Annotated in this window: 20 protein-coding genes and 1 pseudogene; 18 read left to right on the top strand and 3 right to left on the bottom strand. The window is 32.1% G+C overall.

Annotated features, from left to right (window positions below):
- Positions 1 to 9: 9 nt before the first annotated feature.
- From walK to AC37UB_RS08445, 4 genes are read left to right on the top strand one after another with little or no spacing between them, the layout of a single operon-like run.
- Positions 10 to 1,836: a cell wall metabolism sensor histidine kinase WalK gene (gene walK / locus AC37UB_RS08460; protein ID WP_117973461.1), complete on the top strand. Its 1,827-nt coding sequence runs from the start codon at positions 10 to 12 to the stop codon at positions 1,834 to 1,836.
- On the top strand, positions 1,833 to 3,122 hold the full coding sequence (locus tag AC37UB_RS08455; RefSeq protein WP_490685606.1) for a YycH family regulatory protein: 1,290 nt from the start codon (positions 1,833 to 1,835) through the stop codon (positions 3,120 to 3,122). The genes walK and AC37UB_RS08455 overlap by 4 nt, the downstream gene beginning before the upstream one ends.
- Positions 3,122 to 3,955, top strand: coding sequence for a two-component system regulatory protein YycI (locus tag AC37UB_RS08450; protein ID WP_490685605.1), 834 nt, complete (start codon positions 3,122 to 3,124; stop codon positions 3,953 to 3,955). The genes AC37UB_RS08455 and AC37UB_RS08450 overlap by 1 nt, the downstream gene beginning before the upstream one ends.
- A 12-nt stretch (positions 3,956 to 3,967) precedes the next feature.
- On the top strand, positions 3,968 to 4,783 hold the full coding sequence (locus AC37UB_RS08445) for an MBL fold metallo-hydrolase (RefSeq protein WP_490685604.1): 816 nt from the start codon (positions 3,968 to 3,970) through the stop codon (positions 4,781 to 4,783).
- A 61-nt stretch (positions 4,784 to 4,844) separates the two neighbouring features.
- Here AC37UB_RS08445 and AC37UB_RS08440 read toward each other — a convergent pair whose 3' ends face one another.
- Complete coding sequence (locus tag AC37UB_RS08440; protein WP_490685603.1) at positions 4,845 to 6,212, bottom strand: S1C family serine protease; 1,368 nt, start codon at positions 6,210 to 6,212, stop codon at positions 4,845 to 4,847.
- Between the two features lie 299 nt (positions 6,213 to 6,511).
- On the opposite strand from AC37UB_RS08440, the gene rlmH reads away from it, so the two are divergent.
- The 12 genes from rlmH to add all read left to right on the top strand — a co-directional run bounded on the left by rlmH (position 6,512) and on the right by add (position 20,390).
- Positions 6,512 to 6,991, top strand: a complete 480-nt coding sequence (gene rlmH, locus AC37UB_RS08435) for a 23S rRNA (pseudouridine(1915)-N(3))-methyltransferase RlmH (protein WP_490685602.1) — start codon at positions 6,512 to 6,514, stop codon at positions 6,989 to 6,991.
- A gap of 544 nt (positions 6,992 to 7,535) precedes the next feature.
- Positions 7,536 to 7,784 carry a hypothetical protein gene (locus AC37UB_RS08430; protein ID WP_084657150.1) on the top strand — a complete coding sequence of 83 codons (249 nt, stop codon included), beginning with the start codon at positions 7,536 to 7,538 and terminating at the stop codon, positions 7,782 to 7,784.
- A 19-nt stretch (positions 7,785 to 7,803) separates the two neighbouring features.
- On the top strand, positions 7,804 to 9,039 hold the full coding sequence (locus tag AC37UB_RS08425; RefSeq protein WP_490685601.1) for an HlyD family secretion protein: 1,236 nt from the start codon (positions 7,804 to 7,806) through the stop codon (positions 9,037 to 9,039).
- Position 9,040: 1 nt separating this feature from the next.
- Positions 9,041 to 9,727: an ABC transporter ATP-binding protein gene (locus tag AC37UB_RS08420; RefSeq protein WP_118251243.1), complete on the top strand. Its 687-nt coding sequence runs from the start codon at positions 9,041 to 9,043 to the stop codon at positions 9,725 to 9,727.
- A complete protein-coding gene (locus tag AC37UB_RS08415) occupies positions 9,728 to 10,939 on the top strand; it encodes an ABC transporter permease (protein WP_490685600.1) in 1,212 nt (403 codons plus the stop codon). It abuts the gene before it with no gap.
- Between the two features lie 15 nt (positions 10,940 to 10,954).
- Positions 10,955 to 11,614, top strand: a complete 660-nt coding sequence (locus AC37UB_RS08410; RefSeq protein ID WP_071456210.1) for a response regulator transcription factor — start codon at positions 10,955 to 10,957, stop codon at positions 11,612 to 11,614.
- Positions 11,611 to 12,969, top strand: coding sequence for a HAMP domain-containing sensor histidine kinase (locus AC37UB_RS08405; RefSeq protein ID WP_490685599.1), 1,359 nt, complete (start codon positions 11,611 to 11,613; stop codon positions 12,967 to 12,969). Before AC37UB_RS08410 ends, AC37UB_RS08405 begins: the two co-directional genes overlap by 4 nt.
- Positions 12,970 to 13,274: 305 nt before the next feature.
- On the top strand, positions 13,275 to 13,442 hold the full coding sequence (locus AC37UB_RS08400; RefSeq protein ID WP_490685598.1) for a hypothetical protein: 168 nt from the start codon (positions 13,275 to 13,277) through the stop codon (positions 13,440 to 13,442).
- Between the two features lie 643 nt (positions 13,443 to 14,085).
- Positions 14,086 to 15,249 (top strand): hypothetical protein, encoded by a 1,164-nt coding sequence (locus AC37UB_RS08395; RefSeq protein WP_490685597.1) that lies wholly within the window; start codon positions 14,086 to 14,088, stop codon positions 15,247 to 15,249.
- Between the two features lie 371 nt (positions 15,250 to 15,620).
- Positions 15,621 to 16,877: a PASTA domain-containing protein gene (locus AC37UB_RS08390; protein WP_490685596.1), complete on the top strand. Its 1,257-nt coding sequence runs from the start codon at positions 15,621 to 15,623 to the stop codon at positions 16,875 to 16,877.
- 138 nt (positions 16,878 to 17,015) lie between these two features.
- On the top strand, positions 17,016 to 19,124 hold the full coding sequence (locus AC37UB_RS08385) for a transglycosylase domain-containing protein (RefSeq protein ID WP_158559452.1): 2,109 nt from the start codon (positions 17,016 to 17,018) through the stop codon (positions 19,122 to 19,124).
- A gap of 264 nt (positions 19,125 to 19,388) precedes the next feature.
- Complete coding sequence (add, locus tag AC37UB_RS08380) at positions 19,389 to 20,390, top strand: adenosine deaminase (protein WP_241699691.1); 1,002 nt, start codon at positions 19,389 to 19,391, stop codon at positions 20,388 to 20,390.
- A 626-nt stretch (positions 20,391 to 21,016) separates the two neighbouring features.
- Here add and AC37UB_RS08375 read toward each other — a convergent pair.
- Complete coding sequence (locus tag AC37UB_RS08375; protein ID WP_490685595.1) at positions 21,017 to 21,220, bottom strand: GNAT family N-acetyltransferase; 204 nt, start codon at positions 21,218 to 21,220, stop codon at positions 21,017 to 21,019.
- 515 nt (positions 21,221 to 21,735) lie between these two features.
- Here AC37UB_RS08375 and AC37UB_RS08370 point away from each other — a divergent pair.
- A complete protein-coding gene (locus AC37UB_RS08370) occupies positions 21,736 to 22,344 on the top strand; it encodes a carbohydrate-binding domain-containing protein (protein ID WP_490685622.1) in 609 nt (202 codons plus the stop codon).
- 201 nt (positions 22,345 to 22,545) lie between these two features.
- Positions 22,546 to 24,279 carry a pyruvate oxidase gene (locus tag AC37UB_RS08365; protein ID WP_490685594.1) on the top strand — a complete coding sequence of 578 codons (1,734 nt, stop codon included), beginning with the start codon at positions 22,546 to 22,548 and terminating at the stop codon, positions 24,277 to 24,279.
- Positions 24,280 to 24,338: 59 nt separating this feature from the next.
- On the opposite strand, the pseudogene AC37UB_RS08360 reads toward AC37UB_RS08365, so the two are convergent.
- Positions 24,339 to 24,491, bottom strand: a pseudogene (locus tag AC37UB_RS08360) (IS5/IS1182 family transposase); the annotation flags it as partial.

Genomic DNA, 24,491 nt, shown 5'->3' with positions numbered 1-24,491 from the left:
AAGCATATAATGAAAAAAAATAGAACGCCCTTTTTTTCATCTGTTCACTTTAAAATTGCTTTGGTGTTTGTGCTATTATTGATGATTTCGATTGAGATTGTCGGAGCTATTTTTATCCGAGTGCTTGAAACATCAACCATTCAAACGTTTGAGGAAAATGTGACTAACCAAGTTGAAACACTCGCGACCAATTTAAGTTCTGAAATTAGCAAAAAAAATGATTCACAACAAGAATCTAATTTAAAGCGAATTTTAGATGAATTTTCTAAAAACGAAATTTTAGAAGTTCGTTTAGTAGATGATAAAGGGATTGTTATGGCAACAAGTGATCCAAATCTACAAGGAGATGTTGGAAAAAAAAATGATTATGAATTATTTAATTCATTTAATCAAAAAAAAGAAGAACGGACAGACCCAAAAACGGGGCAGAGGGTATTTATTAATATTGAACAAATATATTCTCCCACTGGTGATACGGTAATTGGTTCATTATATGTTAAAAGCAATATAGAAAGTAAGTATCAACAAGTTAGTGAGATTACGTTGATATTTTTCTATGCATCGATGATTGCACTTATCTTTACGTTAATCATAGCGCTGCTTGTATCTAGAACGATTACAAAGCCTATTGGCGAAATGAAACAACAAGCAGATAGAATTGCTAATGGTGATTATTCAGGACAAGTGGAAGTTTATGGGAAAGACGAATTAGGACAATTAGGGGAGACATTTAATGAACTGTCTTATCGTGTTAAAGAAACACAAGAAACCATGGATGCTGAAAGGCGTCGCTTAGATAGCGTTCTAACTCATATGTCTGATGGTGTTATCGGAACCGATCGTCGTGGAAACATCATTTTAATTAATGACACAGCGTTAAATTTACTGCGAATTGGTACTGAAGATGTCATCAATCAATCCATTTTAGAGTTATTAAAATTAGGAGATAAGTATAGCTTTAGGGACTTACTAGAAGTACAAGAAGATGTGTTACTTGATTTTAGTGAAGATTTTAGTGAAACAACTCTTATTCGTGCAGAGTTTTCAATGATTCGGCGAGAGTCTGGTTTTATCAGTGGATTAGTATGTGTGCTTCATGACGTGACCAAAAAAGAAAAAGACGAAGAAGAACGTCGCCAATTTGTTTCAAATGTATCTCATGAGTTAAGAACACCTCTAACAAGTATGAAAAGCTACATTGAAGCTTTACTTGATGGCGCATGGCAAGATTCAGAAGTTGCCCCACAATTTTTAAAAGTTACACAAGAAGAAACCAATCGCATGATTCGGATGATTAATGATTTACTTCAATTATCACGTATGGATGCCAATAAAATTGAGTTACAAAAAGAATTAGTCCATTTAAATGAATTGTTTAATTATGTGTTAGATCGTTTTGATATGGTGATTAAGGATAGTGATAGAAATTATGTGATTAAACGAGAATTTACTCAACGAGCGATTTGGGTCGATATTGATACTGATCGCATGATTCAAGTATTGGATAATATCTTAAATAATGCCATGAAATATTCGCCAGATGGTGGAACGATTACTTGTCGTTTACTTGAAACACACAAAAATGTCGTATTAAGTATTTCTGATGAAGGATTAGGTATTCCAAAACAAAATCTTGGCAGAGTGTTTGATCGTTTTTTCCGTGTTGATAAAGCACGCTCCCGTGCAATGGGCGGTTCTGGTTTAGGACTGGCTATATCAAAAGAATCAATACTAGCACACGGTGGAAATATTTGGGCAGAAAGCGAAGAGAATAAAGGTTCGACATTCTTTATTTCACTACCTTATGAACCCTACGAGGAGGATCTATGGGAATGAGTAAATTAGGAGAGAATCTGTTAAAGATTGGTGTCATTTTAATGGTGCTACTTAGTTTATTTTTATCTTGGAAAATTTGGACAAAACCTGCTAATCGCAGTTTTCAAGATAGAACAGCGAAGGTCAAAGCCGTTGTGCAGAAAAAAGATATGACGGAAGTATATATGCCAACCAAGTTATTTTATCATCACGGGAATGGAGATCGTTTTCTGTACTCTAATAAAGAATCTACCATGACAAGTTTGCATGAGAAAATTGTGTCACTTGAATTTGGGACTGCTCGGACTATGACAACAGGCCAAGTAGAAAGTCTAATTACGCAACGCGATTTATTTAATTTGGTTTATCCAAGTGCTATTCCAGCCTCTTTATTCATCAATATGAATAATTTATCTATCTCCTTGCCACGTGATAGTAAAAACTTAATGTTTAATTGGTTAATTATGTCACTAGATGATGGAAAAATTTACTTTGTGAATTACAAAAATAAATTAGGAGTAGAAGTTGAGGTTAAAGGAAATATTTCTAGTATTACTTCAATACTTGATGCTGAAAATAATAATTATGTAAACGCCCTATTATCTACAGATAATGTCGCAGGTATCTATTATTTAGCTGATAGTGCCAAGCTCAAAACTTATAGTTATATTATTGCCACACAGTCTTTTACGACGTTTTCACATGGCTTTTTCAATCAACCAAATGATTTGTTTTCAAATGAAGGTGAAAACTTAAGTTTGTCAAATAGTGAGGGAGAGTCATTAACTATTGATAGTCAAACAGGTGAAGTGAATTATTTTGGTAAGTTAAAACAGAGTCATGTTGGAAATGAAAATAGCTTATATTATGATACGTTTCAATATGTAGAAGACATGGGGACATCTTTAGGTAATCTACGATATTTTTCAGATACTAGTAATGAAGTGGTATATAGAAATTATGTAGAAGGATTCCCTGTATTTGGTGATAATATGAAAGGGTGTCTGGCAACGACTGTTCAAAATAAAAATGTGTTTATTAAAGCCAATCAAGATACCTTGCAAATTCCTTTACCTTCAGACGATTCTGTGACTCTTGTACCCACTCAAGAATTAGTTGATCATTTGAAAAATCAAGGTGCAGATATGTCTAAAATAATAGATATTCAGATAGGATACAAGTGGGAGCAAAATAAAGAAACGCAACAAGCCATTGATTTAGTCCCTTCTTGGTATATAAAATATGATGACAATTGGATGACTCAAGAAGAGTTAGAAAAAACACTGGCTAAAGGAGGCCAGATTTAATGGATTTTAGACGAGTTGAAGGCATCTTTTTTATTGTGTTTTTATTTTTGAACATGTTTTTATTCTATATCTATCAAGAAGGAAGAGAGCCTCAAGATTATATTTCAACAGGAAGTATTTCAGAAAATTTAGAAGGACGTTTAAAGGCTGAACATATTGAAGTCCCTAGCAATCTGTCAAAAGTGAAAAAAGAGGGATACTATCTCTCAGCAGAAGAAGATGACTTAGCAACTGATGCACGTGAAAAATTGACTGACCAATCATGGCAAGTGAACAATCATCAACTGACTAGTCAACTGATGATTCAATCTGATGTCGTCATAAAAAAAACAAATGCCATTGAGTCACTTGATAATTTTATTCGTAATTCATCCAATATATTATATGGAATAGATTATGTATTAAACGAAGAGGAAACCATTCCGTTAAAGAATTATATTTACAATCAAACATATGAAGGTATTCCATTTTATGATGAAACAGCTCAATTATCTGTGATTGTTTCTCAAGATAAATTTGAAAATAATCATATATCTAGCTATAAGCAAACACACATTAGTCGCATTGAGCCACTACGTGAAATACAAAGTGTCATTTCTGAGCGTGATGCGATTATTAGTTTATATACTAATAATCGCATTCAATCTGGCGATACAATTAAATGGATACACTTAGGTTATACGCGTATTTTTTCGGTTCGAGGAAAGGATGTCTATATTCCAGCGTGGTTTGTTTCAGTTGAAAGTAGTAAAAATGTGACACAAACAGAACGTGTGAACGCTTTTACTAATGCGGTCATTTCATCTTCTGTATCAGAGGTTATTAATAAGTAGCTAGTGGGAAGGATGCATTTAATAGTGTCAGAAACAAGTTTTAATATTAGTGTACTGGCTAGTGGAAGTACTGGTAATTCGTTATATATTGAAACAGATAAACGAAAAGTACTAGTTGATGCTGGTCTTAGTGGAAAAAAAATCACGAGTTTACTATCATCCATTGATCGCTCGCCAGAAGATTTAGATGCAATTTTGGTAACTCATGAACATCGTGATCATATTCATGGGGTAGGTGTTTTAGCAAGAAAATATCATTTAGATATTTATGCTAATGAATTAACTTGGCAAGCGATGGAAAAATCAATAGGAAATGTTCCTTTTGAACAACGAAATATATTTGATATGGGAAAAATTATGACTTTTGGTGATATGGATATTGAAAGTTTTGGCGTATCCCATGATGCAATAGCGCCACAATTTTATCGATTTTATAAGGATAATAAATCGTTTGTTGTTTTAACCGATACTGGATATTGCAGTGAACAAGTTAAAGGCATCATAAAAAATGCTGATGCTTACTTATTAGAAAGTAATCATGACCCTAATATGTTGCGGATGGGTCGTTATCCATGGAATACTAAGCAACGGATATTAGGTGATAAAGGCCATTTATCAAATGAAGATGGTGCACTAGCTGCTACTGAATTTATTGGTGATCGAACCAAACACATTTATTTAGGGCATTTAAGTAAAGAGAATAATATAAAAGAGTTAGCTAATATGACAGTAACAGGTATTTTACAACAACATGGTATTGATGCAGGTGGTCAAGTTAACATTATGGACACTGACCCTGATAAAGCCTGTGATTTATTTGCAATTTAGTTAAAAAGCAACGCCCCAATCAGTCATAGTGCATGATTGATTGGGGCGTTTTTAATTTATATTAGTTAAAAGGGTTAGTTGAGTTATTACCACTTTGTTCTGTTTGTTGTTCTTGAGCCTGTTTTTGTTGTTCTTCTAATTTACTGGAATCTTCAGTCAAGTTAACCGTTGTTTTTGCTTCTTTTCCATCGCGATAGTAAGTCAATTCTATTTTATCACCAATGTTTTTAGAATAAAGAATGGATTGTAGTTCAGTTGTGCTAGAAATGTCTTTCCCATCTATTTTAGTAATGACATCATATTGCTTCAAACCAGCAGCTGCAGCAGGTGTATCCTTCTCAACAGAGGCAACTACGACACCATTAGTAATTTTATCATCTAATTTTAGAACACTTTTCTTGTCTTCTGTTTTTAATACATTTAAATTAACCATTTTTATACCAAGCATAGGACGAGCGACAGATTTACCTTGTTCAAGTTGATTAATGATATTAACTACTTCATTACTTGGAATAGCAAATCCCATCCCTTCAGCACTCACACCAGAAGCTGCTTGAGCGATTTTACTTGAATTGATTCCAATAACTTGTCCAGCAGTATTGATCAAAGCACCACCAGAGTTACCTGGGTTAATTGCCGCATCTGTTTGAATAGCTTTACTATTAATAATCGCACCATCAGATGTTTGATTTGTAATCATACGATCTTTTGCTGAGATAATTCCTTGAGAAACAGAGTTTGCAAAAGTTGATCCAAGAGGAGAACCGATTGCTAGAACAGTTTCACCAACTTTTACGTTGTTTGAATTACCAAATTCAGCTATAGTGGTAACGTCTTTATCGGAAATTTCAAGAACAGCTAAGTCACTATAGGTATCTGTTCCTATGATTTTGGCATCAGCTTTTTTACCACTATGTAACATAATACTGACAGCACTAGCACCAGCAACAACATGATTATTAGTTACAATATAAGCCTTTCCATTATCTTTTCTGTAGATAACACCACTACCTTCACCAGCTTCTTGTAATTCATCTTTAGATGATTGTGAACCAGAAGCAGGACCAAATATTTTTTCTATATCGGATAATTCAGAATTACTTTTTTGGTAAGTTGTAACGGATACAACAGCATCTTCAACTTTTTCAACTGCCTTTGTTACTTCGGATTCAACATTGACATTCACATTGCTGACAGTTGTTTTTCCTTTTTCAACAGGTGCAGTTGTAGTTGACGCATTATTGGAGCTTGACGCATTATGGTCATTTATATAAGCAGAACCCCCTACTACGAGTAGCCCACCCAATGCACCAGCGGCTAATGAAATACCAAAACGCTTAAAAAGAGAGGGGTTTGATGGAGTAGGATTATTTTTTTTATGTATCGTTTCACGCTTTTGTTCTTCGTTTGGTGTGACGTCTTTTCTCATAGATGTCATCCTCCTTTAAATTTATGTTTAACCTATTATAAGATAAGAACGTGGTATTAGTCTAATATTAGTGGTTATATTGGAACAATACTTGAAAAACTTAAGATATTTTTTTAAAATATGAAGAAATAATGAATTTAAGAAAAAAATGTGAAGGCGAGAAATAAAAAAGTTATCAACATAACTTATCCACAATTTAGTGGGTAAGTAAAAAATCTTTATAATAGAAATTTTTTGATTGTGAGTAAAACTGTGGATAATTTTTTTAGTATAAAAATAAAGAGAACGGATGGATAAAAGTGAAAATAAAAATCATTACGGTAGGCAAATTAAAAGAGAAATATTTGAGACAGGGGATCGATGAGTATAGTAAACGCTTGAGTCGATATTGCAAATTAGAGATGATAGAGGTGTCTGATGAAAAAGCACCAGAAAGCCTAAGCCAGATAGAGATGAAACAAGTTAAGGACAAAGAAGGACAACGCATTTTAAGTAAGGTAAGTGACCAAGATTACGTCTTTGCTTTAGCTATTGAAGGCAAACAATTATCATCAGAAGAATTCGCTAGTGAACTAGACAGATTAACAACACGTGGGAAAAGTCAGTTTGTGTTTATTATAGGAGGATCACTTGGGTTATCCACAGATGTGTTAAAGAGAAGTGATGAAAAACTATCATTTGGTCGACTGACTTATCCACATCAATTAATGAAATTGATTTTAACAGAACAAATTTATCGAACTTTCAGGATTAATAATGGAGAACCGTATCATAAATGATGCGGTTTTTTCTTATTTTTGGTCTTCTCTGATATCAAGGTGTAGAGTCGACGTATGGTGTAATAAATTTGTTTTCAATTATATATTATAACAATGAGTCCAACAACCATTTAGGTTATGGAACATGACACGGACGTCCACCAATTTTGAAAACTTCTACGTTTACTCGAATACAATTTCTGGTATCTTAACAAACGTCCTTACTATTCAAAAAGTCGATAACCTCACTAACGTATTATTTTATAATTTACTCTTAGTAGCATTTTTCAGTAACTTCTATGTCATCAATTTTATGTCTATCCATTAATAAATCTCCCTAGATATTTAAATTCGACTGATTTTAAACAGTCGTTTTTTTTATAATTATTTCCTCTATATTAAAACTAACCATTAATTTTAGGCAATTACTATTCTTCCATATATCTAAAAATGCCATATTTTTGTTTTCTCATGATCTAAAAATACAGGTAAACTACAGATTAAAACTATTTGAACTACAAATCTCTTTGGTATTCTTTGTTTATAAATTTTAAGGAGAGTGTTAATGATGAGAATTAAAAAAATGAGCGTTTTATTATTATGTACAGGTTTATTTTTAGTAGGTTGTAGTAAAAATGGTGAGAAGCAGGATAGTGAGACAGTAAAAGAAGTCAATTTAGATGATATTAAGTCAAAAGGGAAAAAACAAACTAAAACAGTTGATGGTAAAGAAGTTGAAGAATATATTATGGAAGATGGAACGACTATTCAGATGGACCCGGAAATGCAAAATCAAGACGCACAATCAGAGTAATATCGTTTAGGAGAGACGTATGAAGCGAATAAAAAAAAATAAATGGAAGACAATTTTTATGAGTACGTTAGTTGTCTTAATAGTATCGTATGGTGGATATCGCTACTATAAAGGGAATAAACCAGATAGTAGCAACTCCCCTTTTGAGATAAGAACAGTTGAAGAGATGACAGAATCATATACTAAACCTAATTTGACTTTATCTGGAGAGGTTATAGCTAAAAATAGCCAAAAGATAAAAATTGATTCAACGAAAGGGCAAGTTAAAGATATTAAAGTTAGGGAAGGAGATACAATTAAAAATGGTCAAGAATTATTTTCTTATGCAACAGAACAACAACTAAAAACGAAAGAAGCAACATACTCTAAAGAAGAAAAAGAACGTCAATTACAAGCAGCTCGAACAACTGCTTCTTTAAAATGGGAATCATATAATAAAAAAGCTGCAGAGTTAGAAGAATTAAAAACTAAAAGAAATAACTCAACTGACGAAGAAGAAAAAAAAACATTGTCACAAGAAATAAACACGTTAGAAAATGATATAGAGATGAAATATTCTGAAGCCTTATCAGGAGATAATGACATAGTAACAGCGGAAGCTGAATTAAAAAAATTAACAGAATTTGAAAAAGTAGAACAGGAACGCCTGTCTTACGACGTGGTGACATCAGACGGTGAGGGAAAAGTGACATACATCAATCAAGAATTACCAAAATTATCTCAAGAAAAAAAACAAGAAGAAACGTTTATGGAAATTGTTGATCAAACGGAATTGTACGTGACAGGAAAAGTAAACGAATTTGACAGAGAAAAAGTTGAGTTAAATAAACAAGTCGAATTGGTGGATAGAAAAAATCCTTCCATTCGTTGGAAAGGTAAAGTAGTACAAATAGCTAATTTAGGCTCAGATGGCGACAACAAAAAACAAGAGGATAACCCAAATGTCACGAAATATCCTTATAAAATATTACTTGAAAAATCAGATAAAATGCCAATTATAGGGACACATGTTTATGCTAACTTTTTATCTAATGATGAAGACGCAGGGAAAATGATCGTGGAAAAAAAGTTTTTATTTGATATCAAAGGAAAAACAGCGTCTGTTTGGAAGGTTACGCATGGTAAAGCAACAAAAGAGGTAATTGAGTTCAAGCAAAAAAATAATGATGCAGTGGAAGTTACAAAAAGTATGACCATGACAGATAGATTGGTTAAGCCAACATCTGAAGTAAAGGAAGGGGTTGAGATTAAGTAACATGTTGACATTAAAAAATATCCAGAAAAGTTATTTTCAAGGCGAAAATGAACAAAAAGTACTAAAGGGAATAGACCTTGAAGTGTTAGATGGAGAATTTATCGCTATTATGGGACCGTCTGGATCAGGAAAGTCTACTTTGATGAATATTATTGGTTGTTTAGATAAACCTAGTCGAGGTGAGTACTTTATTGAAGAAGAAAAAGTCAGTAATTTCAGTGATGATGACCTTGCTGATTTGCGTAATCAAAAGATAGGCTTTGTTTTTCAAAATTTTAATCTTCTTCCAAAACTATCCATTCTTGATAATGTTTGTCTGCCACTCATTTATTCAGGTGTATCAAAAAATGAACGCAAAAAAAGAGCTTATAAATTATTAGAATTAGTCGGTCTAAAAGATCATGTTAATTATTTCCCAAACGAACTTTCAGGCGGTCAAAAACAACGTGTCGCGATAGCTAGAGCATTGGTTAGTAAACCAAGTTTTATTTTAGCAGACGAACCTACAGGAGCATTGGATACAAAAAATAGTATTCAGATTATGTCCTTATTTAGAGAATTAAATAATCAAGGGACTACGATAGTTTTAATTACGCATGAGCCTGAAGTAGCTGATTTATGTGATAAAACGATTGTGTTAAGAGATGGTCTTTTGTTAGAACAGGCAGTCATTGGTGGAGGTGAGTAGATGGAGGAAGTATCTTCTGCACTGCAGTCAATTCTTGCTCATAAGATGAGAACTATTTTGACAATGTTAGGTGTGATAATTGGTATAACTTCTATCATAGCGATTTTTAGCATCATTGAAGGAAACACAGCAAAAATGAAGACCGAACTAATTGGTGGAAATAATAATATCACTGAAATAGAGTACAATAAAAAATCTGTTTTTGACTCGACTATCGCAGATAAAAAGAATCCTGTCACACCAAATTATATTCCAAAAATTAGTGGAGAGATGATGGATAATATCAAAAAACAAGAAGGTGTAAAAGATATCCTGCAAAGCTATGTACAACAAAATGAGCTATTTAATGGTAATATAAAAACAAGTGCTACAATATATGCAAGTACCAATAAACTACTCGATTTTAAACTATTTGATATAATTAAAGGCAATAAAAAAAGTGATCAAGGATTTGTAAATCAGGTTACTTATTTGCATGAACTAACGTATAATAAACTATATCCAGAAGATGATGGGCTTGGACGATATGTTGAAATAAATGGCACTCCATTCAAAGTGATTGGTGTCTACCGTAATAAGGATGAAAAATCTCGTAAATATGGAACAGAAAATTCCGCGATTATCCCACTATCAGAAAAGTCAAAAGTATTTGAAGAAATTGATGTAGCACCAACTTTTTTATTGCAAACAGAAAAAACTGACCAACTAAAAACATCAGGACAAAAGGTCGCAAATATGCTAAATGAAACCTTACCTAAATCTGATTATACCTATGGAATTCGCAATTTTAAACAATTTGAGCAACAGTTAGAACAATTCAATCGCTCTAATTTTATTTTGTTGGCTGGTATTGCCAGTATTTCTTTAATAGTTGGTGGGATTGGGGTGATGAATATCATGCTTGTATCTGTCACTGAGAGAACCAGAGAAATAGGTGTGAAAAGAGCTTTAGGAGCTCGTCGGATTGTCATCTTGAGACAGTTTTTAGTAGAGGCTATTTTAATGACAGTTTTAGGAGGTATACTGGGAATTATGCTAGGATTGATTTCAGGATATCTCATCACACAATATCTCAATTATCCATATATTGTATCGTATTTGGCCGTTGGTATAAGCTTAGTGTTTTGTACGATTATTGGTGTTGTATTTGGCTTGTTGCCTGCTATGAAGGCATCTAAGTTAGATCCTATTGAAGCATTAAGATTTGAGTAGTAAGGAGGAGAGTATATGCATGTTTTAGTAGTGGAAGATGATGAAGTCATTAATCAAGTCGTGACAGAATTTTTGAAGGAAAATAATTATGATGTCACGTCTGTTATCTCTGGATCAGAAGCACTGCAGTCGTTTAGTCAAGGTACGTTCGACTTAGTGTTACTAGATATTATGATACCTGAAATAGATGGGTTAACAGTATTAAAAAAAATACGTGAAGAATCAGATGTTCCTATTATCATGCTGACAGCTCTTGATGATGATGTCACACAACTGGCAAGTTTTAATCATGTCATTAGTGATTATGTCGTCAAGCCATTCTCTCCATTGGTTTTGATGAAAAGAATTGAAAATGCGTTAAGAAATAATAAAAATGAAGAAAAAACCGTTCGCGTTACACCGGATATTCTAATTAAAAAAGAATCATTTGAGGTTTTGTACCGAAATGAAGTAATTGAGTTTACAGGAAAAGAATTCGGTATTCTATTAGAATTATCAGAGCATATTGGTAGAGTCGTAACTAGAGAACAACTATTAGTGAAAGTATGGGGATATGATTATTTTTCGGATGACCGAATACTCGATAATCATATTAAAAATATTCGAAAAAAATTGCCATCTCTTCCACTTAAGACAATAAAAGGTAGAGGTTTCAGATTAGAGGCGCCACTATGAAGTTATTTACGAAAAACTTTTTATACACTGTGTCTATTATTTTTCTTGTAGCGACATTATTGTTAGGTACTTTGTATATTATCATGCCTAGATATTATTTGTATACGAAGGAAAAAGAAGCGACTAAAGAATTTAGCGAAGTTGTAAAGAGTATTGAAGGCAAATCCATTGAAGATATCCAAACAATATTATCCCATTCTCAGAGAAGTCGAGATGGACTGCTCATTTCTGTCTTTTCTGATAAAGAAAAACAAACAATTTACCCGACAATTGATGTGAGTCGGATAGATTTGGAAATTAATTTATCTGAACCCATACAAACTACGACTAACAAAGTGATGAAAGAATCAATTGTTGATTCAAACCAAAAAGCATTGACGGTTTATGGCGAGTATTCAATTCAACCAATATCAGAAGCACGACAAGTCTTAATTAAATTATATCCCCTACTATTAGTAACGTCGTTAGTTTTAGGAGGAATAGCAGCATTTTTTTATAGTCGTTATTCGACAAAACGTATTTTAAAAATGTTGGAAACAACGACGAATATGATGAGTCTAAATCCAGATGTTGCGTGTGATATGTCTGGTAAAGATGAAATCACACAGTTAGCGACCAATATTAATCGTTTATATGACACTCATCTGCGAACCATTTCAGCACTAAAAAAAGAGGTAGACAAAGTCGAACAAGTTGAAAAATCCAAATCTGAGTTTATGAGAATGGCATCACATGAATTAAAGACCCCTTTGGCCGGAATGATGGGTATTGTTGAAGGGATGATATATAATGTTGGTAAGTTTAAAGACCACGATACGTATCTAAAAATGTGTCGTGAATTATTAATCAATCAATCTAACTTGGTTCAAAATATTTTATCTATTTCCTCTCTAGATAACATAAAACAATTAGAAGATAATGTTGAAACGGTATCGCTAAAAGAAATTGTGAATGAGCAATTAGAATCTTATTTATTATTATCAGAATTGGGAAATTATCAAGTAACGAAAGAGTTTTCTGGAAATTCTAATGTTTTGGGAAACCGTTTAATGATAGAACGTGTTATTTCTAATATTTTAAGTAATGCATTTCGGTATAGTACGATTCAGACCACTATTCAAGTTATTTTAGAGGACAATATATTTTGTGTTAAAAATCTGTGTTCAAATATTGAATTAGATAACCCTATGCAGCTATTCGAACCGTTTTATCGTTCCGATTATAGCAGAAATAAACAAGATGGTGGATCAGGCTTAGGATTGTTTATCGTTAAGCAACTCGCTGATAAAAACAATTGGAAGGTTGATATAACTATCGATGAACAACAGCTATTTGTTGTAACAGTTGTCTTTTAATATGACAGTCAATCATAAGTAATTAGAAATCAGTCTATATTTATGATACTTTACGATATATAGGATTTTGTTATATGTGTGTGTTATTTATTATTTGGTGGTTAACTTGATTCTACAACTAGTAAAATATTTAATGAAATAAACCTTGTTTATCAAGGTGAGTTTAGAGTATTACAAATAAGAACAAGATTTTCAAAGGGCAATCCATTTAGATTAGGAACGGAACTGACCCCAGAAGGCAAGACAAATCTAAAAATACCCTCGTTGAATTCATGTAAAATGAAATTAACGGAGGTGTTTTTTTTATGGTCAAAAGAATTTATTATCCAGTAGAAGTAGAAGTAGAAGTAGAAGTAGAAGCTATGAAAATGAAACTAGATAGAAATAATCATTATTACATAACAAAGGGATTTATTAGACTATCTTTAATATGCTTTATGAATAATCAACATATAAGCGAACTAGAAAAATAAATATATAATAAACGTTATTTTTGTTTTAATGTTAAAAATAATTGATTAAAAACGTATTCTTAATATACTATTTTAGAGTAAACAGAAGAATAAGTTGTAGGAGGTACGACTAATCAATTGTTATTAGTATAGATACTGAAGAATGATAGAGTAGATTAGATGGATGAGTATGTATAATGAAAGTAAGTTTTTTATTTAGTAGTTTAGTTTTATTTTCAGGATGTATGAATAAGTTGGAAAGTTAGTGTAATTCAGATACAACAGTAGCATTCGGATACACCTGATATGATAGAACAATTAACAGTTAACAAAAAATTGATGATAGATTGAGAAATACAATAAATGGGTCAGAGTAGCAAAAATATAAAGATTCTCGAATTTTGGTGGATGGTCTATTGCGGAAATCTCTTTAGAGAAGAGTATACATATAATAAGCACTTCTAGGACTATTAAAGGCGCCTTGTTTTCGTGAGAGGATATTAATTTTTATAAAGACTAATTTATTTATTATCAGCATCCGATTTATTTTTGTTATAAACCTAATTAGTTTATAAAATCAGTACGATTATTAGTGAAGTATATGGTAAAATAATTTTATTATTTTTAATAAAAAATTATAAATTAAATTATTAGGAGGAGACAAATGAGTTATCGTGTATTATTGGTATTGCTTTGTTGTATGGGGGGAGTTTTATCTGGATGTACAAGCAAAGAACAGGGTGCTACAAATTCAACTATAGAGTCAACAAGTTCAGTGATGAAAGAGATAAAGACAACAAATTCTACAGAGAATAAACAAGCATCAATTGTTGGAAAGAATTTTCAGGGTAAAATGGGGAAACATACTTTAGCTTTTACGTTTCTTAAGGGAAATAAATATAAAGAAGTTAGTGACTATAGCGTGGTTGGAGAAAAAAGTATAACATATACTGAAGGAGAATATCTCATTCACGGTGATGAAATTATTTTAAGACCATCTACTAATAAAACTTATACTGTGTTGCCAACTAACCCTTCAAAGTATTTAGCGCTAGATGAACATAGTACTAAATCAGATTTTGAAAGATTATATTTAGAAGATGACGGATCAATCTTGTTAACATATGGGTTGAAAAAAGATGAGGTTAAAAATCAATCAGTTAGTGATGATACATATAGTATTCTTTCAGAGGATAAAACAGCAGTTAAAACGTTTGATGAAGCAAAAAAAGAGATGCAGCCTACCAAAGATACTAGAGCCTTGTTTAAAACAGTTGATGCTTTTGGAGAATGGGTATTAGCTCATATGTATCAATCAAAATCCAATGGTTATTCATATCGTGTATTATCGGATGAAAATACAGAGGGTGATTATCGATACAGTGTTAATATTTATGTGCCAGGTTTTGAAAAAGCACCTGGAACAACCATTGCGATTGATTATGATGGCAATATGTATAATGATATGCCAAGAGATGGTCAACCTAGAAATTTAAGTCGTGATACAAGTTGGGATCAAATATTAGACACAGATATTGCAGCGGGGGAAATAGTTAAATCACCAGCTAATAAAGGAAAAGAAAAGTTACAAGAGATGGTAGGTAAGTGGGGAGTTGTACCAGGAGATAGTTTCTTTACAATTGTTTCAGATAGTGAAGTGGAAATCTTCAGAGGACCAGGTGAACCAATTGAGAAAAAACAAGTGGAAGAGGTAACACTTGATGTAAATACACTAACCATTGTTTTGACAGATAAAACTATGACGTTAGAATTAATTGATGATCAAACGATTAAAATGGGAGAAACAACGTATAAGAAAATTGAGTAAGACCTGCTATATGAATTACTGTAAGAGTTTATTAAATCATTTATCTATCAATATTTATTGAGAAAACGACTCTGTATTAACCAGTCTGTAGGATATTTATTGACAGGAAGAATGTTCTTTAACACGCAAAAGACGATAGATGAAGAGTAATCATTATTCAAATGTAAATGGAATTAATTGATTGAACTAAGAGTTTTTGGGATGATGTCTATCTTAGTTTTTTATTAGTTATTATGAGGTAGCTATTAATCTATTTTTTTGAGTATAGGTATCTTGTCTTTTTTGTTCTATTTTAGTGTATAATTAATTACATATTTATCAAAAAAATATAGAATTATATTAATCATAAAAGATACATGAGGTTATCCGAAATGAAAAAGAAAAAACGTGTGAGGATATCTAAAACAAAGAATAAAAAATATAAGAAACTAAGTAAATCTTGGAAACGATTTATTATTTCATTTTTTCTAATAATTAGTTTAGTCAGTGCCTATTTATTTTTCAAAGCATATCATTATATTAATGATATACCTGAGGCACAAAATATCACTCAAGAAGAGATCTATCTTCTCACTAAGATTGAAGAGACAGATACCAGATTAATAAGAGCTTTAAAAAATAATGCATTTGAGTCTTGGTTATATGAAGCAAATGATGAAAAAGTTAAACAACTATCTAAAAATGAAGCATCACTATTAGAAGTAATGGAGGGAAAAACAGCTATTTCAGATATTGATGCTACTATGGTGAATCTAAGGAAACATATCGACATTATAGAAGATGAAGATATTGAAGAATTGTATATTATGTACTACAGAAGTGTCCTACCGAGACAATATAATAAATTAAGGGATATCTTTCAAGAAGCAACTGTTACAAATGCTGAAAAGATGAGTACAGATGGACAAGAATTACTAGATTTATTGAACAAAATATATAATCAAGAAGGGATGCTAACAGTCACAAATGAGCAAAGCTTTCAAAAATCTGTTAGTTTATTAGATGAAATAAATGACAATATAATTGAAGCGAATAACATTAAACATCAAGTTTATTCTTATCGTAATCTTTTAGAAGCTATACCCGCACCGAATACTAAATTTGGAATGGAACTAAGTGGATATGTTGATTTGGCAAATAATTATCTTCAGTCAAAAACTATGGAAGAGGAGTTTAAAAGAAAATATAGTGACCTTCAATCTAATTTAGAAACTAACGAGAAACTAATTAAAAAATCAGTCGACATGCCAGATTTAGTTGGGATGACTGTTAGAGAAGCTAAGCAAGAAATGAACCAATTAAACTTAAATTTAAGTATACAAGGTTATACTAACACGACGTATAAAAATGGTGAAACAGCCCCTGATGATATCCGTGATACGGAAAGTTGGGATAGGGATGAAAAAGATAAAATTTTAAAACAAGAACCTTCACCTCAAACCTATCAATTTATTGTTAAAGGATCTACCATCCAAGTAGTAGTGGAGAATCAACCTATTGTCAAAAAAGCATTTTCTTCAGAATCGAGTAGCTTGTCTACTTCGTCTTCTACCTCTACTTCTATCTCTTCGACAACTAGTGAAACTACCTCACCCAGTACAGAGGAGACAACAGAATCAAGTGATTAATCATGTTGTTATTTATAAACAGTATGGTTAATAAATAGGAAAAAGGAGGTCTACAATGTCTAAAAAAAAGTTTCTAAGAAACGTTCAACGTTTCTTAATCGTCGCCATTTAGCCGTAATCATTCTAGGGATGGTAGCCATGATGATGATATTATCTATGTCGATAGGAACTTATAGTATGAGCAAACGATATAGTCCTTATAGTTCTTTACTTGAAATTCAAAACATTGATGATAAGATTACACAATCTTTCATTATTTTAGATAAAAATGGTGAACCATTAGATAAAAATAATGTCGTCGTTAAATTTGATCCAGTTCAACACAATCCAACTTGGAATGTGAATCAATTATATTTAGATACACTACTAGCAGTAGAAGATGCTTCTTTTTATACTAGAAAAACAAATGGCTTTTCTATCAAAGACACAATGGGGGCAGTAGTTTCTCAAGTTAGAAAGAAATTAGGGAAAAAAGTTGTTTCTAGAGGTGCTTCAACCATTGAGCAACAATTGGTTAAAATCATGGTGTTTGGTTCAAACAATAAAAATTCATTGTCAGATAAGATTATTCAATTAATTGATGCTAGAAAATTATCATTAAAATATAATCGTGATGAGATTTTAAAAGCGTATTTAAATGAATTACGTTTAACACCTAATACTGTAGGAGTTAGAGCAGCATCAATTGAGCTATTTGGTAATGATATGTCTAATATAGATAAGAATGACCCAAAACAAGTCGCTCAAATGGCTTATATGGCTGGTTTAGGTCAATCTCCTTCAGTCTATGTTCAAGACTTTGAAAAAAGTGGAAAGGAGCGGACTCTTACTGTTCTATCTATTATGAAAGACAAAGAACTCATTAGTAAAAAAATATATGAGCAAACAGTAGACATGGTTAAAAGTGAAAATGAAGAGTTTACATTAAAAAGATACAAACAACAAAGCACACCCAAAGAATATCAATCTTACGTTTCAAAAGTTAAAGATGAACTAAGCAGATTAAATTTACCACAAAATACAACGATTACAGTCAAAACTTATGCAGATAGTCATCAATTAAAAGAATTGCACAATATAGTAGAGGGAACTTATCCTCAAGATGACCGATTACCTAATGGCTATATTGAGCATAAAGAAAGTTTGACTGCTCTTTCAGTAGTAGACACGAAAACAGGACACATCCTTGGTCTTGCAACTAATTCAGATAACCCACTCATTCCATATACTGCAACACGTTCATCAGGCTCTACGATTAAACCTTTACTAGATTATGCTCCAGCCGTTGAGTATGCTGGACTGACACCAAATACGAGGCAAAAGGGGAGTTCTTTCACAGTAGGCGACTGGAAAGTTAATAACTATGGCAATCAAAATTTTGGTCAGGTAAGTGCTTCTTTTGCTTTAGGCTTATCACTTAATACGGCTGCAGTAGAAGCATTTCAAATGACAAATGACCAACAAAAAAACAGCATGATGGAACCTTTGGGTTTGGCATCTTATAACCCAAAAGGCTCAACTTACACAGCAGAGCAAGCAATTAATTATCCAACGAATGTTTTAGCATTGTCATCTGCATTTAGCGTTTTTGGAAATGACGGCGTTCGAGTTGAGCCTACAACTATTGAAAGTATTGAAACGGACTCTGTCAAAATAAAACTTTCTGATGTTGAAAGCGAGCGAACGATGAGTTCAAGCACGACCAAAACTATAGTGAGTATGCTAAAAGAAGTGACTGGAGAGAATGGATCAGAGCCGTATGCTGGACCTAAATATACAGGTTTTAGTCAAGATACTTATGTGATGAAGTCAGGTTCAAGCAATTTTGAGAGTTCTGTACCAAACAGTCAAACTAAATCTCCAGATTCGCTTCTGGTGATGGCATCACCTGAGATTTCAATTGCTACGTGGCTAGGAAGTCCAACCTATGTTGATGCGACTTATGCACCAACGACTTATCCACATGAGACAGCAAATCAAGGAAGAGTATATTTAATGAATAGTGCTTTTAAAGTCATGATGAATGGTAGAGAAGCTAAATCATTTGAATTTGGAAATGAAGTTTTCAAAAGTAACCAACAATCTAATCCACTTATTCCTAAATTAGACACTTTATCTGATACTGATTTAGACAAATTAAAGATACAAAATAAGAAAATTGATGAAAAAGATATAGACAAATATCATTCCCTTGAAGAAGATTATTTAAAAACAAAAGAAATATTAGATCAAACGTATCAAGATTAGGGGAATATAAATTTTACATGATGATGATAAAAACTATCTCTGTTGATTTCTATTACATGAATTCAGCGGGGATATTTTTTATATTTATCTTATCTTTGATATACTGTTTTTATGAACTTTTTTTCTATCATCATGAAACTATCTATGTGATTAAGTACCTATATTTAAAATGATAATAATTTGCTTAAACCAACAGATTTTAGTATGATTCTATGAATAATTGCAAAAAATACAAGCATGGCTGAATAAGAAAGGGGAAATAGTTTGTTAACAAGAGAAAAAATCAAACAATTACCAAAAATAGAGTTACATTGTCATTTAGATGGTTCGATTTCAATGGAAACTTTAAAGAAACTAGCAATTAAAGAAAAAATTCCATTAAAGGAATTAGATAAGGTCGTAGCACCTAAAAAATGTCTAGATTTGAGAGAATACTTGGAGAGCTTTGATAGTGTGTTGGCATTACTTCAAAATGAAGAAAATCTAGAAATAGCGGCTTATGATTTAGTTAAACAAGTTGGAGAAGAAAATGTTCGTTACATAGAGATTCGGTTTGCTCCACTACTCCATCAGCGAAATAACTTAAGTGTTGAGCAGATTATTCAAGCTGTGATGAAAGGGATAGATAAGGCTCAGGAGGAAGTTGATGTACAAGTTAACTTGTTAGTATCTGCTATGAGGCACCATCAAACAACAAAGAATATGGAGCTTGTAGATAGTATTAATCAGTTAAAAGATAAACCAGTTGCTGGGTTTGATTTTGCTGGGGATGAGAAAGCTGTATCAAATAGACAAATCAAGGAGGTTGTTTCTATTGCGACACAATCAAAGTTGAATATAACTTTGCACTCGGGAGAATGTGGCTGTATTCAACATGTGATTGAAGCAATCGAGATGGGAGCAACGAGGATTGGTCATGGTGTGGTTATTAAAGATAGTGTCGAAGCAATGGAATATTGTGCTAATCAGCATGTCTTATTGGAATTATGTCCTACTAGTAATATTCAAACTAATGCTATAGAAACATGGGAAGAGTACCCTTTTAGGTTATTTTTAGATCATCATATTTTATGTTCTATAAATACGGATAATCGCACAGTCTCTAATACGAATTTGACTAATGAGTTTTTTTTATTAGCAACCTATTTTGATCTTACATTAGCTGAGATGAAACAATTGAATTTAAATGCTGTAGAAGCATCTTTTTCAAGTGCGGAAGTAAAAGAAAGGTTAAAAAATATGATACATAGAGAGTATATATATTAATGAGTTTATTTTATGTATTATCTACTGATGAATGGTTATAAATTGAAACCTGTCTACTTTTCTATGGAGGAAGTATTGGATAATTATGTAAACATAAAAGAAATTAATAAAGTAGAAGTTGAAAAAGATTTGATAAAACCGTATGTGTATCATTTTAATATGTATATCGATAAGCAATCGAAGTCTTATATCGTTGAAGCTACTTCTATACCTTATCAATCTGGGAAATTCTCCAATATGATAAGGATTTTAATGTTTTATTGAATATGGCAGACAAAGATAATTGGTCAAAACAAGGAGCTAAAAATTTACAAAATCATTTTGATGCACGAAAATACTCTACTTTAAAGAATGCATATAAAAATTTATCCAAATGGTTGCTCATACTTATTATATTGTTTTGCTTGAGCCTTTTATTTTATCTATTGCTCATTTTATTTAGATAACCATTTTGTTCAAAAAGTGATAGAAACTATGATATTTAAATAAAAAAGTCAGATAAATCAACCATTGATTTATCTGACTTTTTTATAAATTATTAACTTTTTATTATTTTGGATAATTTAGTATAAAATTTAAGCATCTAAATAGAAATAGATGTCTTTTTTATCTTCTTTAGTAGTTCTTTAATATACTTTAGTGTCAAGTACGCCTATATTAAAACCGCATTTTAGGTAGAACAGACAAGCTGATAGATTATTATCCTGCCCTTGAGTATAAATACCTTTATAACCTTGATTTAATACCAATGATAATCCTCTTTTTATTAGTTGTTTCACAATTCCTTGTTGACGATAGTTCGAATTAACTTTTAAATCACACAAATACATGTATTTAAAGAATCCTTTTTTAAAATAGCCAAAAAATGTTCTTTCTTTTAATTTATTATAGAAATACTGTTTATCAGGAAAATAGAGAGTTTCTTTTTTAGGTTAGTTTAAGTTTTTAACGCTAAAATGTGTCTTAAGTTAAATAACTATAATTTATTAGGGAGGAACTTATAATGAAATCTATAAAAAAATGGTTGTATATTGGATGAGCATGTTTCATTATTATTGGGACAATTTTCTTTACCCAAATCAATTTAACTGCTAAAGATGATTCGTCTGAATCAATTAAAAGTATTGTCACAAGTGCTATATCAACTTCTACTAAAGATAGTCAAACTGGAACAAATGAGGTTGATTTAGATAATGGAGACGAAGACATTGATTGGGATAGTCTGCCAACTAAAAAAATAACCTTAAATAATGAAACTCTTAATATAACTGAAGCTGGCACATATGAGTTAACAGGTTCATTAATAGCTGGAGTTCATATTAATATGGAGTGAAATGTTCGCCTTATTTTAAATGGTGTTACAATTAAAAGTAATGAAGGAGAAGCTATTTACGTAGAGCAAGCTAAAAATACAGTTATTGAATTATCTGAGGGTAGTAATAACACATTAGAAGATTCGGCAACACGAAGTGATGAGAGTATTGATGGTACAATTTATTCAAAAGATGACTTAATTTTTACGGGGACTGGAACCCTAAATGTTGTGTCCAATTTTGCTGACGGTATTGTATCGAAAGATGATTTGAAATTTATTTCTGGTAATTACATTATAAAAAGCGAAGATAATGCTATACATGCAGAGGAAAAAATGGTGATAGATGATGGTACTATTGACATTCAAATTAGTGTAGAAGGATTAGAGGCAACCTTGATGCCAATTAATGGTGGTAATATCACAATAAAAGCGTCTGACGATGCTATTAACGCTGCAGCTTCTAATTTTTCAGAGCCTATCATAACCATCAATGATGGAACAATTGATATCACGGTGGGAGAAGGCGATACGGACGCGATTGATTCAAATGGAGACATAATTGTAAATGGTGAAGAAGTTAATAAGATTCCTGAGAATATGATGGGAGGCGGTGCAAGAATGGGGGGTGGCAGACACTAATTATTTTAACCATTAGCCGAATAATAAAAATAATGAAAAATCGATTATCCAATACGATAATCGATTTTTTATTTCTTTTATGTTTGTTTTGAAATATAAAAAATATATAAAAAAAAATAATCTCTTTTAGATTTAAATTTTTGTTTGTTTTTGAATTAAGATGTAAAATAAGTCTTATAACTAGGAGAGGTGGAATGAATGATGGGAAAAACAAAAGCATCTGATATCATGATGGAAGTTATGGAATCTTGGAATATAGAGCGTGTATATGGTTTACCGGGCGATTCGGTGGATACAACAGTTGATGCCCTTCGAAAAAAGAAGAATGAAATAGAATTTATTCAAGTTAGACATGAGGAAGTAGCCTCTTTAGCGGCGGCCAGTGAAGCGAAGTTGACAGGTAATATTGGCGTTTGTCTATCAATTGGCGGACCTGGTGCTATTCATCTTTTAACTGGTTTATATGACGCTAAAATGGATCATGTCCCAGTATTAGCTATTGTAGGACAAGTAAGTTCCTCTTTAGTTAATTCAAATTTCTTTCAAGAAGTAGATACAACAGAGATGTTTCAAGATGTTGCTGTTTTTAATAAGATGGTACAATCAGCAGAGTCTCTACCTCGCCTATTAGATGAAGGAATTCGTACAGCTATTAATCAACATGGTGTTGCAGTGTTAACAATACCAGATGATTTACCAGCTAAAATGATTCCAAATACATATAAAAATGTTACTGGGAAAGAAAATATTTTTAAAACACCAGCCATTGAAAAGCAAGACATTGAAAAAGTTATTCAATTACTTCAAGAAGCTCAGCATCCAATCGTATTATCCGGAGTTGGTGCAAAAAATAGTGGTAAAGAATTAAAGGATTTTATTGAAAAAAATCATTTACCAATCATTCAAACGATGCCAAGTAAAGGTACTATAGCTGATAATCATCCAAATTCTTTAGGAAATGTTGGTAAATTAGGAACAAAACCAGCGTATGAAGCAATGAAAGAGGCAGATTTAATCTTATTGCTTGGAACGAACTATCCTTATGTGGATTATTTACCTAACAAAGGGTGTCGCGGTATTCAGGTAGATATTAATCCCGATGTGATGGGTACTAGATTCCCATTAGATGTAGCAATAGAAGCTGACGTGAAAGATTTTTTAGAGGCTATCTTGTCATATGGTGAGGTATACAAAAATGATCGCTTTTTATTAGCTTGCCAACAAACTATGAGTCATTGGAATAATTGGATGGAAGAAGAGAGAAGTAGAAAAGGAGAAATTATTCATCCTGCGTTTCTTATGGATTCAATTGAAAAAATAGCTAAAAAAGATACCATTTTCTCAATTGATGTTGGGACATCTACCTCATGGGGAGCAAGATTCCTAAAGGTGCAACCAACTCAATCTTACCTTATTTCAGCATGGTTAGGAACGATGGGGTGTGCCCTACCAGGAGCATTGGCTGCTAAATTAAATTACCCAGAGAGACAAACTATTTCAATCGCAGGAGATGGGGCATTTTCTATGGTGATGCAAGATTTTGTAACAGCAGTAAAATATAAGTTGCCCTTTGTTCAATTTGTCTTAAATAATCAAAAACTTGCTTTTATTGAATATGAGCAACAATCAGCTGGTCAACTTAATTATGAGATTGATTTACATGATATAGACTATGCTAAGGTAGCTGAGGCATGTGGAGGGGTAGGTTATACTGCCCGTACACCTGAAGAATTAGAAAAGTTACTCCCTACTTTAAAAGAAGTGACTATTCCAACTCTAGTCAATGTTTATGTAGCAGATGATGCACCATTACCAGGAAAAATTGTTTGGGATGAAGCAAAAGGGTATGGAAAATTTTCTGTTGAATCGATTGTTCAAGAGCATAAAATGCCAACATTACCGCCATTAAAAGAGATTATACGTCAATTTTTTTAATAAATGGCAATAAAAAAACTACTCATTATCATAATGAGTAGTTTTAGAGTGAAGACAAACTAATTACTCATTAAGAGTAATTGGATTGTCTTTTTTATATTCTATGATTAATGTAGGTAAAAAATTAAAAATAGAGCCCTCTAGGTCTCTTAATTTAAGCATTTTTGCTAATTTTTTTATATTAAGACATGCGAAAGTAAGCCCAATTTTCA

This window comes from Vagococcus changpingensis (assembly GCF_058211775.1).
The sequence above is the reverse complement of the archived record's forward strand: the minus strand, read 5'-3'. Positions and strand labels throughout refer to the sequence as shown.

Bases quoted from the DNA above. Each gene is read 5' to 3' on its own strand.
- AC37UB_RS08395 (WP_490685597.1), top strand. From the start codon at position 14,086: ATGAGTTATCGTGTATTATTGGTATTGCTTTGTTGTATGGGGGGAGTT.
- AC37UB_RS08425 (WP_490685601.1), top strand. From the start codon at position 7,804: ATGAAGCGAATAAAAAAAAATAAATGGAAGACAATTTTTATGAGTACG.
- AC37UB_RS08405 (WP_490685599.1), top strand. From the start codon at position 11,611: ATGAAGTTATTTACGAAAAACTTTTTATACACTGTGTCTATTATTTTT.
- AC37UB_RS08445 (WP_490685604.1), top strand. From the start codon at position 3,968: ATGCATTTAATAGTGTCAGAAACAAGTTTTAATATTAGTGTACTGGCT.
- AC37UB_RS08420 (WP_118251243.1), top strand. From the start codon at position 9,041: ATGTTGACATTAAAAAATATCCAGAAAAGTTATTTTCAAGGCGAAAAT.
- AC37UB_RS08385 (WP_158559452.1), top strand. From the start codon at position 17,016: ATGATGATGATATTATCTATGTCGATAGGAACTTATAGTATGAGCAAA.
- walK (WP_117973461.1), top strand. From the start codon at position 10: ATGAAAAAAAATAGAACGCCCTTTTTTTCATCTGTTCACTTTAAAATT.
- AC37UB_RS08375 (WP_490685595.1), bottom strand. From the start codon at position 21,220: ATGTATTTGTGTGATTTAAAAGTTAATTCGAACTATCGTCAACAAGGA.
- AC37UB_RS08365 (WP_490685594.1), top strand. From the start codon at position 22,546: ATGGGAAAAACAAAAGCATCTGATATCATGATGGAAGTTATGGAATCT.
- AC37UB_RS08450 (WP_490685605.1), top strand. From the start codon at position 3,122: ATGGATTTTAGACGAGTTGAAGGCATCTTTTTTATTGTGTTTTTATTT.
- AC37UB_RS08440 (WP_490685603.1), bottom strand. From the start codon at position 6,212: ATGAGAAAAGACGTCACACCAAACGAAGAACAAAAGCGTGAAACGATA.
- AC37UB_RS08430 (WP_084657150.1), top strand. From the start codon at position 7,536: ATGATGAGAATTAAAAAAATGAGCGTTTTATTATTATGTACAGGTTTA.
- AC37UB_RS08410 (WP_071456210.1), top strand. From the start codon at position 10,955: ATGCATGTTTTAGTAGTGGAAGATGATGAAGTCATTAATCAAGTCGTG.
- AC37UB_RS08415 (WP_490685600.1), top strand. From the start codon at position 9,728: ATGGAGGAAGTATCTTCTGCACTGCAGTCAATTCTTGCTCATAAGATG.
- AC37UB_RS08400 (WP_490685598.1), top strand. From the start codon at position 13,275: ATGGTCAAAAGAATTTATTATCCAGTAGAAGTAGAAGTAGAAGTAGAA.
- AC37UB_RS08455 (WP_490685606.1), top strand. From the start codon at position 1,833: ATGAGTAAATTAGGAGAGAATCTGTTAAAGATTGGTGTCATTTTAATG.
- AC37UB_RS08390 (WP_490685596.1), top strand. From the start codon at position 15,621: ATGAAAAAGAAAAAACGTGTGAGGATATCTAAAACAAAGAATAAAAAA.